Origin of the sequence: Massilia sp. CT11-108, from assembly GCF_047302915.1 — a bacterium.
In the GTDB taxonomy this organism is placed as follows: Bacteria; Pseudomonadota; Gammaproteobacteria; order Burkholderiales; family Burkholderiaceae_D; genus Telluria; species Telluria orientalis.
Map to the genome: position 1 here is coordinate 1 of NZ_JBKYMO010000132.1, position 12,643 is coordinate 12,643.

The window sequence follows — 12,643 nt, forward strand, 5'->3', positions numbered from 1 at the left end:
GTCGGCATGCTGGCGGCGCACCAGGTCCGGCCGCCGGTGCGCTGCGTGGTGATGCTGGATTCGCCCGTCGTCGCGGGCTGGCGGGCGTGGGTGTGGCGGTTCGCGAAGATGCTCGGACTGCGCATGCGGCTGTCGCCGGGGAACGTGGCCCGGCGCCGGCGCAACGTGTGGCCGTCGCGTGCGGCGGCCTTCGAACATTTCATGGCAAAACCCGTGTTCCAGGCGTGGGCGCCGGGTGCCCTCGACGATTACCTGGAGCACGGCCTGACACCGCATGCCGAGGGCGTGCAACTCCGGTTCGACCGCGACGTCGAAGCGGCGATCTACAGCACGCTGCCGCACGACATGGACCGGGTGCTGCGCGCACCTTTCCCCGTGCCCGTCGGCTTCATCGCGGGGACGGATTCCACGGAGCTGCGCCAGGCTGGCCTGGACGGGACGCGCCGGCTGGTCGGCGACAATCTCGTCACGATCGAAGGCACGCACCTGTATCCGATGGAGAAGCCGGCGCTGACGGCGCAGCTGACGCGCGAGATGATCGCGCGGCTGCTGGCGCAGGCCGAGGAAAAAAAGGCCGGTCGTCCGGCCGCGCTTTTCGCGTAAAATTGCGGGATTGTTATTCCCCTTTTTAGAGAAGACCCCCAGCGATGAGTATCAAGAGCGACAAATGGATCCGCCGAATGGCGGAAGAACACGGCATGATCGAACCGTTCTCGCCGAAACAGGTGCGCGAGACGGACGGCCGCAAGATCATTTCGTGGGGCACGTCCTCGTACGGCTACGACATCCGCTGCGCCGACGAATTCAAGGTGTTCACGAACATCAACAGCACCATCGTCGACCCGAAGAACTTCGATTCGAACTCGTTCGTCGACGTGAAGAGCGACGTGTGCATCATCCCGCCGAACTCCTTCGCGCTGGCCCGCACGATCGAGTACTTCAAGATCCCGCGCAACGTGCTGACCGTCTGCCTGGGCAAGTCGACCTATGCGCGCTGCGGCATCATCGTCAACGTGACGCCGTTCGAGCCGGAGTGGGAAGGCTATGTGACCCTGGAGTTTTCGAACACGACGCCGCTGCCGGCGAAGATCTATGCCGGCGAAGGCTGCGCGCAGGTGCTGTTCTTCGAGAGCGACGAGGTCTGCGAGACGTCGTACAAGGACCGCGGCGGCAAGTACCAGGGCCAGCACGGCGTGACGCTGCCGAAGGCCTGATAGGTTGAAGACGTAAAAAAACAAGGAGGCCGAGGCCTCCTTTTTGCGTTCGTGGCACGCGGCCGCATCGTGGGCACGGGGTGCCCACCGAGCGCCAGCGATCAGTCCTGCTTCACGCAGTCGACGAAGTATCCCAGCTTCCCGTCGACCTCGCGCTTGACGAGACCATGCACGTCCGTCTCGAAGCCCGGGAACCGCTCGTTGAAGTCGCGCGCGAAGCGCAGGTAGTCGACGATGGTCTTGTTGAAGCGCTCGCCCGGGATCAGGAGCGGGATGCCCGGCGGGTAGGGCGTCAGCAGGATCGCGGTGATGCGGCCTTCCAGTTCCTCGATCGCCACGCGTTCGATCTCGCGGTGCGCCATCTTCGCGAAGGCGTCCGACGGCTTCATCGCCGGGATCATGTCCGACAAATACATCTCGGTCGTCAGGCGGGCGACGTCGCGCGATTTGTAGAAGTCGTGGATCTGCTGGCACAGGTCGCGCAGGCCCCACGATTCGTAGCGCGGGTTCGCGGCCGTGAACTCCGGCATGATGCGCCACATCGGCTGGTTGCGGTCGTAGTCGTCCTTGAACTGCTGCAGGGCGGTGACGAGCGTGTTCCAGCGGCCTTTCGTGATGCCGATCGTGAACATGATGAAGAACGAGTAGAGGCCGCACTTCTCGATGATCACGCCGTGCTCGGCGAGGTACTTGGTGACGATCGACGCCGGGATGCCGGAGGTGCCGAACGAGCCGTCCAGCGACAGGCCCGGGGTGACGACCGTCGCCTTGATCGGGTCGAGCATGTTGAAGCCTTCGGCCAGCCTGCCGAAGCCGTGCCAGTCGTCGTCCGCGTGGATCATCCAGTCGGCCTGCGTGCCGATGCCTTCCTCGCTCGTGACCTGCGGGCCCCACACCTTGAACCACCAGTCGTCGCCGTAGTCCTCGTCGACCTTCTGCATCGCGCGGCGGAAGTCCAGCGCTTCGTAGATCGATTCCTCGACGAGCGCGGTGCCGCCCGGCGCTTCCATCATCGCGGCCGCAACGTCGCACGACGCGATGATCGAGTACTGCGGCGACGTCGACGTGTGCATCAGGTACGCCTCGTTGAACGCGTCCTGGTCCAGCGCGACGGTCTCGGATTCGCGCACGAGCACCTGCGACGCCTGCGACAGGCCCGCCAGCAGCTTGTGCGTGGACTGCGTCGAGAAGATCATCGACTGCTTTGCGCGCGGGCGGTCGCGGCCGATCGCGTGCATGTTGCGGTAGAAGTCGTGGAACGTCGCGTGCGGCAGCCAGGCTTCGTCGAAGTGCAAGGTGTCGATCTCGCCGTCCAGCAGTTCGCGCAAGGTCTCGACGTTGTAGACGACGCCGTCGTACGTCGATTGCGTGATCGTCAGGATGCGCGGCTTCTTGTTCTTCGCCTCGCGGGCGAACGGGTTCGCTTCGATCTTCCGGCGGATCGACTCCGGCGAGAATTCTTCCAGCGGGATCGGGCCGATGATGCCGAGGTTGTTCCGGGTCGGCATCAGGAACACGGGGATCGCGCCGCACATGATGATCGAGTGCAGGATCGATTTATGGCAGTTGCGGTCGACGACGACGATGTCGCCCGGCGCCACGGTCGAATGCCACACCATCTTGTTCGACGTCGAGGTGCCGTTCGTGACGAAGTAGCAGTGGTCGGCGTTGTAGATGCGCGCGGCGTTGCGCTCCGACTTCGCGACGGGGCCGGTGTGGTCCAGCAGCTGGCCCAGTTCCTCGACGGCGTTGCAGACGTCGGCGCGCAGCATGTTCTCGCCGAAGAACTGGTGGAACATCTGGCCGATCGGCGATTTCAGGAACGCGACGCCGCCCGAGTGGCCGGGGCAGTGCCAGGAGTACGAACCGTCGTTGGCGTAGTTGACGAGCGCGCGGAAGAACGGCGGCGCCAGGCTGTCCAGGTAGGCTTTCGCTTCGCGGATGATGTGGCGCGCGACGAATTCCGGCGTGTCCTCGAACATGTGGATGAAGCCGTGCAGCTCCTTCAGGATGTCGTTCGGGATGTGGCGGCTCGTGCGGGTCTCGCCGTAGATGTAGATCGGGATGTCCGAGTTCTTGTGGCGGATCTCCTGCACGAACGCGCGCAGGCCGCTCAATGCGAAATTGGTCTCCTCGATGGTGCCGCCGCCGAATTCCTCGTCGTCGATCGACAGTACGAAGGCGGAAGCGCGCGACTGCTGCTGGGCGAACTGCGACAGGTCGCCATAGCTGGTCAGGCCGAGCACTTCCATGCCTTCTTTTTCCATCGCGGCCGCAAGCGCGCGAATGCCGAGACCGGAGGTGTTCTCGGAACGGAAATCCTCGTCAATGATGACGATTGGGAAACGAAATTTCATGGACAGCTCCAAAGCGAAGCGCCGTGCGCGCCGCTATCCGGGAGGGAAGGCGGCCGGGCACGGCACCGGAAAAATGAAGAAGCGGATTTTCGCAGAAATCGCGGGGTCCCGTGCAAAAATTTTTAATAGGTTAGCTACACGGGGCAGATTGTGGCGCACTCTTGTGTAAACGGGATGACGGAGCTGCCGCTGCGTTAAGGGATTAACGGAAGCGGGCACCCGGCGGGCATACAGTGGAGACTCTTTTTGTAGCCGAGGCCATCATGTCCACCGTCCGCGTCCAGTTGGAAAGCAACGTCCCCCGTTCGCCCGCCGAGCTGTGGGACTGGAGTACGTCGGTCGAGGGCGTCGTGACCGAGATGGGACCGGTCCTGAAGCTCGATTTCCCCGAGGGGATGACGCACATCCCGCGCGACGGCAGCAACCTCGGGCGGCCGCTGGGCGATTACCGGTTCCTGCTGTTCGGCGTCGTGCCGGTCGATCTGTCGCGGCTGACCTTTACCGAGATGGAGCCGGGCCGCCGCTTCGTCGAGCAGTCGCCGCTGCTGTCGATGAAGAGCTGGCGGCACGAACGGATCATCACGCCGTCCCCGGACGGTTCGAAAGTCGTCGACCGCCTGGAATTCACGCCGCGCTTCGCCGGCCCCATCGTCGGCTGGATCATCGAGCGCTTCTTCCGCCACCGCCACGCGGTGCTGAAGAAGCACTATCGCGAGCGCCGCTCAGTGGCCAGAGGCCGGGCGGCGTGTTCGACCGCGTGATCGTGCGGTCCGTGTACGTGACAACCGTGTCCGGACATGTGTTACTTGACTTTGTCGTAGGTGACGATGGCGTAGTCGACGCCGGCCGTCGGCGAGTGCAGGGGTTCGCTCGACACGGCGGCCCACTGCGCGCTGTCGATCTCCGGGAAGAACGTGTCGCAGCGGTAGGCCTTGTCGATGTGCGTGACGACCAGGCGGTCCGCGATGTGCATCGCCTCCGCGAAGATCTGCGCGCCGCCGATGATGCTGGCCGAATCGTTGCCGACGAGGGCGACTGCATCGGCCAGCGAATGCACGACGTCCACGCCGTCGTGGCCCCAGCCGGCGTTGCGCGTGACGACGATGTTGCGGCGGCCCGGCAGCGGGCGGCCGATCGATTCGAACGTCTTGCGGCCCATGATGATCGGGTGGCCGAGGGTCACGCGCTTGAAGTGCGCGAGGTCCTCGGGCAGGTGCCAGGGCAGCTGGTTGTCGACGCCGATGCCGCGGTTGGCATCCATCGCGACGACGAGGGACAGATGATGAGCCATGCGAACCTCCTTGCTTACACGGCGACCGGCGCCTTGATGGCCGGATGCGGGTCGTAGCCGACGATCTCGAAGTCTTCGAATTTGTAGTCGAACAGCGAGTCGGGCTTGCGGTGGATGACCAGCCTGGGCAGCGGACGCTCCTCGCGCGACAGCTGCAGCTCGACCTGTTCCATGTGGTTCGAGTACAGGTGGCAGTCGCCGCCCGTCCACACGAAGTCGCCGACATCCAGGCCGGCCTGCTGCGCCATCATGTGCGTGAGCAGCGCGTACGACGCGATGTTGAACGGGACGCCGAGGAAGATGTCGGCACTGCGCTGGTACAACTGGCACGACAGCTTGCCGTCCGCGACATAAAACTGGAACAGCGCGTGGCACGGCGGCAGCTTCATCTTCGGCACGTCGGCCACGTTCCAGGCCGACACGATCATGCGGCGCGAGTCCGGATTATTCCTGATCTGGTCCATGACCTGCGTGATCTGGTCGATGTGCTCGCCCGCGGGCGTCGGCCAGCTGCGCCACTGGTAACCGTAGATGGGACCGAGGTCGCCGTTGGCGTCCGCCCACTCGTCCCAGATCGAGACGCCGTTTTCCTTCAGGTACGCGATGTTGGTGGAGCCGGCGAGGAACCAGATCAGTTCATGGATGATCGACCGCAGGTGCAGCTTCTTGGTGGTGACGAGCGGGAAGCCCTCCTGCAGGTCGAAGCGCATCTGGTGGCCGAACACGGAACGGGTGCCGGTGCCGGTGCGGTCGGTCTTGACCGTGCCATGGTCCAGCACATGGCGCATCAGGTCGTGGTATTGGCGCATCGGTGGGCTCGAGGAAAGGTTGAAAACCCGCGCATTTTAACCGATGCCGCGCTCCACCGCCGCTGCCAGCAGCGCCACGGCTTCGCGCACGCGGCCGTCGGGCGTGTCGAGCAGATTGTCGCCCACGTACAGCTCGAAGAACGAGGTGTCCGGCAGTATGCCGTGATTGACGCGGTTGAACGGCCAGATGCCGTGGTCGCGCGCCAGTTCGCGGCGGATCTCCAGCGCGCGTTCGCGGCTCACGGGCAGGTGGACGTGCAGCATGTTGGCCTGCGGCCGGGCGGGATTCGCGCGCAGCACCGGGTGGTCGCGCAGTACGTCGAACAGGAAGCGCGTGCGTTCGAAGTAAGCGGGCATCGCGGCCAGTCGCTGCTCGAACTGCATCGCGGCGGCAACCACGTACGGCGAACGGTGGATCACGTTGCCGCCCTGGCGCTTGAACCATTCGGCCGCCTGCGCGACGAATTCGCGGTTCCCGGCCAGCATGGCGCCGCCGAGCCCGCCGATGCCCTTGTACAGCGACGTGTAGACGGTGTCGAAACCGGCCGCGATCTCGGCCACCGGGCGGCCATAGCCGGCCGCCGCTTCCCACAGGCGCGCGCCGTCCATGTGCAGGTGGATGCCGCGCGCGCGGCAGTGCGCCTTGATGGCCTGCAGGTCGTCCCACGCCGACAACTGGCCGCCGATCTCGCGCATCGGGATCTCGAGCGCGACGGCGGACACGCGGTCGGGAATGCCCGTGATGTCGGCGGCCGTCCATGGACGATACGGGTCGCCCGTGCGCAGCGCGTCGAAATGGCCCAGCAACTGGTAATTGGATCGCTCGTGGACGAAGATGTGGGCGGTCGGATGCAGCGCCACGGGTGCGCGTCCGCGCGCGTCGGCGGCGAGGCGCAAGGCCGTTACCTGCGTGAGCGTGCCGCTGATGCAGAACACGGCGGCCTCGAAGCCGAGGACTTCGGCCACGCGGGCCTCGAAGCCCTGGATCAGGGCGCCGTCGCCGTACGTGTCGTGGGCGATGCCGTTGGCGTCGCACCAGGCGGCCATCGCGGCGAACATCTCCGCCGGGGTGCGGGCGCGGTGGCCGGGGAAGACGGTGGTGCAGCGGGCGAGCAGTTCGGTGTCGGTCAAGGTGCGCTCCTGGAAGGTGGCGCTACTCTACACCGAAGAGGATAGAGGTGAAAGGGCGACGGTCGTCGCTAAATCGTCATCCCCGCGCAGGCGGGGATCCAAGTTCTGCAGCCGTAGCCCGAGAAATTGGGTCCCCGCCTTCGCGGGGACGACGGTGATTGGGTCCCCGCCTTCGCGGGGACGACGGTGGTTTGAGTTAGTACTGCGCGAGCGCGAGGCGCTTCGTGTCCTGCTGCTGGTCCAGCTTGAACAACCTTACCGAGCGCGCCAGCTGGTCGGCCTGTTCCTGCATGGCCTGGGCGGCCGCGCTGGCTTCCTCGACGAGGGCAGCGTTCTGCTGGGTGACCTGGTCCATCTCGCCGATCGAGCGGTTGATGTGCTCGATGCCGGTGCTCTGCGCCGCATTGGCCGTGCTGATGCGGGCCATGATGGCGGTGACCTTCTCGGCGCTGGCCAGCACTTCGTTCATCGTGACGCCCGCTTCCTGCACGATGCGGCTGCCCGTATCCACTTCCGTCGTCGACGCGACGATCAGGCCCTTGATCTCCTTCGCCGCGGCGGCACTGCGCTGGGCGAGATTGCGCACCTCGGTGGCCACGACGGCGAAGCCGCGGCCCTGTTCGCCGGCGCGCGCGGCTTCCACGGCCGCGTTGAGGGCGAGGATATTGGTCTGGAACGCGATGCCGTCGATGACGCCGATGATGTCGCCGATCTTGCCGGACGACGCCTTGATCGTGTCCATCGTGTCGATCACTTCGCGCACCATGCGGCCGCCTTCCTGCGCCACCATCGACGTGTTCACCGCGAGCTGGTTCGCTTCGTGGGCATCGCCGGCGTTGCGGCGCACGGTCTCCGTCAGGTCCTGCATCGAGTTCACGGTGGACGCCAGGTTGGCGGCCTGCTGCTCGGTGCGCGAGCACAGGTCCAGGTTGCCGCTCGAGATTTCGCCGGAGGCGTTGGCGATCTGCTCGGCGCCGCTGCGCACCTGGCCGACGACGGTCGACAGGCTGCCGCTGATGTTGTTCATGGCTTCGGCCAGCAGGCCGATCTCGTCGCTGCGGTCGACAGGGATGCGCACGGTGAGGTCGCCCTCGGCGATGCGGACGGCGGCGTCGCGGGCCCGTACGAGCGGCCGGGTGACGGTGCGCTTCATCACGGTGTGCAGGATCGCCGCGAAGATCGCCAGCGCCACGAGGCCGATGACGATGTAGCGGTTGCGCAGGCTCGCCGCTTCCTTCGTGATCTCGTCCTCGTACGTGCCGCCGGCGATCATCCAGTTCCAGTCCTTGAACAGCGTGTAGGCGGCGACTTTCGTGCGCGGGCTCGTCTCGCCCGCTTCCGCGTTCTGCCACGGGTACTGGATCAGGCCGTGCTTCGTTTCCAGCATCTCCCTGATGAATTCGCGGCCGCTCGCATCCTTGCTGGCGAGGATGTTCTTGCCTTCCTTGACGGGGTGGACGATCAGGTCGCCGTAGGTCTTGCCGGGCGTTGCGTCGAGCACGTAGTAATAGCCCGTGTCGCCCACCTTCATCTTCTTGATGCGGTCGCGCAGCGCGGCGATGTTGGCGTCGACGTCGAGGCCGACGTACAGGATGCCGATCACCTTGCCGGACGCGTCGCGCACCGGTTCGTAGTCCGTCATGAACTGCTTGCCGAACAGCTTCACCAGGCCGACGTAGGGTTTGCCGGCGCGGATCGCGGCATACGCGGGGCTCTCGTGGGCGAGGATCGTGCCGACGGCGCGGTCGCCGTTTTCCTTCTTGACCGACGTGCTGATGCGCACGAAGTCGTCGCCGCTCGCCACGAAGATCGTCGCGTTGCCGCCGGTCTGGTGCGTGAAGCGGTCGGGGAACGTGAAGTCGAGGTTCAGGGGCTTTCCGTTCGATGTCAGCGTCGGCACCTGCTTGTCGCCGACGGCAACGACCGCGTCAGGGTCCAGCGCGAACTCGCCTTCGAAATCCGTGGCGAAGATGCGGCCGAAGCTCGTGGCCTGGCTTTTCATCACGTTGTCGAACATCTCGACGGCGTTGACGACGCTCTGCAGCTCGGAGTTGACGTTGGCGATCGCGCGGGCATGCAGCATCGACGACGTCGTCCAGGTGATGGTGAAGACGAGGCCGGCGAGGATGACGGAGACGAGGGCGAACGAGAAGGCCGTGATCTTTGATCCGACCGTCAGGTTCGCGACGCTGAACGATTTCTTGTTCATGAAGATAGGGGATAAGCTGACGTTGCGCTATGGTACGTCAGGTATCCCCTGGGAAACAAAATTGTGTCGTCTTTTCGACGTGTTCATGCAACAAAATCGTGCCGGGACGGCATGAATCGTTACGTAAACACCCTCGGCGTTGTCGCCCCGCTAACTCAATGTTCGACTTGCACGTTATGGAACTGTAAAGCCGCCAGGTTCGCGTAGATGCCGCCGAGCGCGACCAGCGATGCATGCGTGCCCGTCTCGACGATGCGCCCGTCCTCCATCACGATGATGCGGTCGGCCCGCTGCACGGTGGCCAGGCGGTGCGCGATGATGAGCGTCGTGCGGCCGACCATCGCCGCTTCCAGTGCGCGCTGCACGAGGCGTTCCGACTCCGCGTCGAGGGCGCTCGTCGCTTCGTCCAGCAGCAGCAGCGGGGGATTCTTGAGCAGCGCCCGCGCGATGGCGATGCGCTGGCGCTGGCCGCCCGACAGGCGCACGCCGCGCTCGCCCAGGTACGACTGGTAGCCCTGCGGCAGGCGTTCGATGAATTCGTGGGCCGCGGCCAGCTTCGCGGCGGCGATCACTTCTTCGTCCGTCGCGTCGGCGCGGCCGTAGCGGATGTTTTCCAGCGCGTTCGCGGAGAAGATCACGGTATCCTGCGGGACGATGCCGATGGCGCCGCGCAGCACGTGCAGGTCGAGGTCGCGGATGTCCACGCCATCGAGGCGGATCGAGCCCGCCTGCGGGTCGTAGAAGCGCAGCAGCAGCTGGAACAGGGTGGTCTTGCCGGCGCCGGACGGGCCGACGACGGCCACCGTCTCGCCGGGTTTTACATCGAGGCTCACGTGGTCCAGCGCCGCCGTCTCGGGCCGCGACGGGTAAGAGAACTGGACGTTCGCGAGATTCAGGGCGGCACCGCCGGCCGTGCGGTTCGGCAGCGGCGTCGGGTGCGCGGGGTTGCGGATGTCGGAGCGGACGGCCAGAAGTTCCAGCAGGCGCTCGGTGGCGCCGGCCGCACGCTGGGCCTCGCCCATCACTTCGGACAGCGCGCCGATGGCGCCGGACACGATCGACGCGTACAGGATGAACTGCCCCAGGTCGCCGCCCGTCATGGCGCCTTCCAGGACGGCGTGCGCGCCCAGCCACAGCACGAACACGATGGCGCCGAAGACCAGCGCGATCGCGAGCATCGTCAGGACGGCGCGGGCGCGGATGCGCCGCATCGCCGTCGCGAACGCGCCTTCGACGGACGCGCCGAACCGCCGGGCTTCGATCTTCTCGTGGGTGAAGGCCTGCACGGTGGGCATGGCGTTGAGGATCTCGCCGGCGATGGCCGACGCGTCGGCGATGCGGTCCTGCGAATCGCGCGACAGCTTGCGCACGCGCCGGCCGAACAGCACGATCGGCACGACGACCAGCACCAGCAGGCCGAGGATGATGGACGTGAGCTTCGCGCTCGTCACGAACAGCATCGCGAGGCCGCCGATGAACAGTAACGTGTTGCGCAGCGCGAGCGAGATGCTCGTGCCGACGACGGTCTGGATCAGCGTGGTGTCGGTCGTCAGGCGCGACAGCACCTCGCCCGTGCGCGTCGTCTCGAAGAATTCGGGACTCTGTTCGACGACGTGGCGGTAGACGGCGCTGCGGATGTCCGCCGTCACGCGCTCGCCGAGCCACGACACCGTGTAGTAGCGCGCGGCCGTCGCGACCGCGAGCACGGCGGCCACGCCGAACAGCGCGAGGAACGTGGCGTTGACGCTGGCGGCATTCGACGCACCCCCCTTCGCGCCGAAGCCGTGGTCGATCATCTGCTTGAAGGCTGCGGGAATCGCCAGCGTGGCGCTGGCCGCGACGAGCAGGGCGATGCCGGCGAACAGGAACTGGCGGCGGTACGGCCGCAGGAAGGGCAGCAGGCCTTTCAATGCGGCGAGGGCGCCCTTGCGCGAGGTGGTGTCGTTGGTTGGGGTGGCGCTGGTGGAACCGTTGGTCATGTCGTCTTCGTTGTTCGTCGTTCGTATTCTTCTGGGTGCTTACAGCTTCATGGCCGCTTATAGCTTCATCGCCGATACATAGCCGGTCAGTTCGAGGTAGCCCCTTCCGGCGGCCCGGCCGTCGCGCTGCACGGTGACGGCACCCTCCCAGTACACGGCGCCGGTCGACCGGCGCGAATCCAGTTCCTGGTCCGGCTGCAGCGGCTCGATCTGCCATTGCGTCGTCCCTGTGGCGAGGAGCGTCGCCACCGGGTAGGCGGCGTTCGTGCGGGGCGAGGTCCAGCTCCGTTGCGGCATGAAGCGGACCTGGTCCGGACCGTATTGCGTCACCTTGCCGGCGCCGTCGCGCCAGGTTGCGTGGGCCCACAGTGTACTACCATCCCTGGCACGGATCCGGAAGGCCATCAGCGCGCCGCCGTCGTCGAGGTTGACGCCGATCCAGTCCCAGCCCGCGGCGTTGGGGTCCAGCACCTGGCTGGACCATTCGTGGTCGAGCCATGCGGTGCCCGTCACGGCCTGCCTGCGGCCCGCGTGAACGACGTCGCCGTCGACCTGCAGATGCGGCTCGCTATAGTAATAGCTGGCGTGGCCCGCCTTTGGCCCCTTTTGCGAAAAGCCGGCCTCGCCCTGCGGCAGTACCGGTTGCGTGGGCGTGAGCCGCAACGTGAACGACAGCTCGCCGGAACGCACGACGACGCGGTAGCGGCCGTCCGGTTCGCGCCGCATGCTCCAGTCGTCGAGTTTTACGTCCGTCGTGCCCGTGTCGGCGTAGGCGAGCCCGAAGCCGGCGCGCGCGCTTCTCTGGTCGTGCACGAGGTGGCCGAGCGCCGGATCGGACAGCGCGGCGTGGCCGATGATCAGCTGCTTCGGTGCGAACGCGCTCGGGTTGGCCGGATCCGTCTCCGTGCGGCTGCGGAAGAACGTGACCTGGAAACCGAGCGGCTTGCCGTCGGGCGTCTTGAGCCAGCCGGTCGCGTACCACCATTCCGTCCGGTAGTCCGGATGGGCGCCGTAGTCGGCCGGGAACGTCAGCGTACGTCCCGGCGTGACGGGCGCAAAAATGGGTGCAGGCGCGGGCGGTGCCGCGTGGACGCACGTCGCGACGAGCCACGGCAGCACGATACGCAATATAAAACGCAGCAACATCGTCACCAATCCTCCCGCACGGCGCGCACCGGCCCGCCGGACAATGCGTAGCGGCCCGACACGAGCGCCGTCGCGACGGACGCCGCCACCAGCACGCCCGCGACACTGCCCAGCAGGGGCCACGGCAGGTGCAACTGCATCGTCCAGTGGAACGACTGCGGATTCACCACGTAGACGAGGATCAGGCTGATGACGAGGCCGAGCACGAAGCCCGTGACGACGCCGAGCGCCGTCAACGCGCCGCCCTCGACGGCGAGGATGCCCAGCACCTGCCGGCGCGTGACGCCCACGTGGCGCAGCATGCCGAATTCCTTCGCGCGCGCCAGCGTCTGCGCGGAAAATGTCGCGGCCACGCCCGAGAGGCCGATGGCGATCGCGATCGCTTCCAGCAAATAGGTCACGGCGAAGCTGCGGTCGAAGATTCGCAAACTCATGGCGCGGATGTCGCCGGGCCGTGCCATCTGGAGCGCGGCGCCGAACGGCAGCTTGCGCAGCGCGGCCTCGACG

Annotated in this window: 11 protein-coding genes; 3 read left to right on the top strand and 8 right to left on the bottom strand. The window is 66.2% G+C overall.

What is annotated here, in order from left to right; genetic code table 11:
• A partial coding sequence (locus tag ACEN88_RS12965; RefSeq protein WP_413340131.1) for an alpha/beta hydrolase occupies positions 1 to 603 on the top strand: 603 nt, incomplete at its 5' end.
• 44 nt (positions 604 to 647) lie between these two features.
• Positions 648 to 1,214, top strand: coding sequence for a dCTP deaminase (gene dcd, locus ACEN88_RS12970; RefSeq protein WP_056131857.1), 567 nt, complete (start codon positions 648 to 650; stop codon positions 1,212 to 1,214).
• Positions 1,215 to 1,315: 101 nt separating this feature from the next.
• Here the strand turns inward: dcd and ACEN88_RS12975 are convergent, their stop codons facing one another.
• Positions 1,316 to 3,571 (bottom strand): Orn/Lys/Arg decarboxylase N-terminal domain-containing protein, encoded by a 2,256-nt coding sequence (locus ACEN88_RS12975; protein ID WP_413340132.1) that lies wholly within the window; start codon positions 3,569 to 3,571, stop codon positions 1,316 to 1,318.
• 263 nt (positions 3,572 to 3,834) lie between these two features.
• Between ACEN88_RS12975 and ACEN88_RS12980 the strand changes: the two genes are divergently transcribed.
• Entirely contained in the window at positions 3,835 to 4,332 is a 498-nt protein-coding gene (locus ACEN88_RS12980; RefSeq protein WP_413340134.1) for a hypothetical protein, read from the top strand.
• A gap of 41 nt (positions 4,333 to 4,373) precedes the next feature.
• Here the strand turns inward: ACEN88_RS12980 and ACEN88_RS12985 are convergent, their stop codons facing one another.
• The 7 genes from ACEN88_RS12985 to ACEN88_RS13015 form a co-directional block, all read right to left on the bottom strand.
• A complete protein-coding gene (locus ACEN88_RS12985; protein ID WP_413340136.1) occupies positions 4,374 to 4,862 on the bottom strand; it encodes a dihydrofolate reductase in 489 nt (162 codons plus the stop codon).
• 14 nt (positions 4,863 to 4,876) lie between these two features.
• A complete protein-coding gene (gene thyA / locus ACEN88_RS12990; protein ID WP_413340138.1) occupies positions 4,877 to 5,671 on the bottom strand; it encodes a thymidylate synthase in 795 nt (264 codons plus the stop codon).
• Positions 5,672 to 5,707: 36 nt separating this feature from the next.
• On the bottom strand, positions 5,708 to 6,802 hold the full coding sequence (locus tag ACEN88_RS12995; protein WP_413340140.1) for a threonine aldolase family protein: 1,095 nt from the start codon (positions 6,800 to 6,802) through the stop codon (positions 5,708 to 5,710).
• Between the two features lie 196 nt (positions 6,803 to 6,998).
• Complete coding sequence (locus ACEN88_RS13000; protein WP_413340141.1) at positions 6,999 to 9,011, bottom strand: Cache 3/Cache 2 fusion domain-containing protein; 2,013 nt, start codon at positions 9,009 to 9,011, stop codon at positions 6,999 to 7,001.
• A gap of 155 nt (positions 9,012 to 9,166) precedes the next feature.
• Positions 9,167 to 10,990 carry an ABC transporter transmembrane domain-containing protein gene (locus ACEN88_RS13005; protein ID WP_413340143.1) on the bottom strand — a complete coding sequence of 608 codons (1,824 nt, stop codon included), beginning with the start codon at positions 10,988 to 10,990 and terminating at the stop codon, positions 9,167 to 9,169.
• A 57-nt stretch (positions 10,991 to 11,047) separates the two neighbouring features.
• A complete protein-coding gene (locus tag ACEN88_RS13010) occupies positions 11,048 to 12,136 on the bottom strand; it encodes a lipocalin-like domain-containing protein (protein ID WP_413340145.1) in 1,089 nt (362 codons plus the stop codon).
• 2 nt (positions 12,137 to 12,138) lie between these two features.
• Positions 12,139 to 12,643: ABC transporter permease (locus ACEN88_RS13015; protein WP_413340147.1), on the bottom strand; the 505-nt coding region annotated here is incomplete at its 5' end.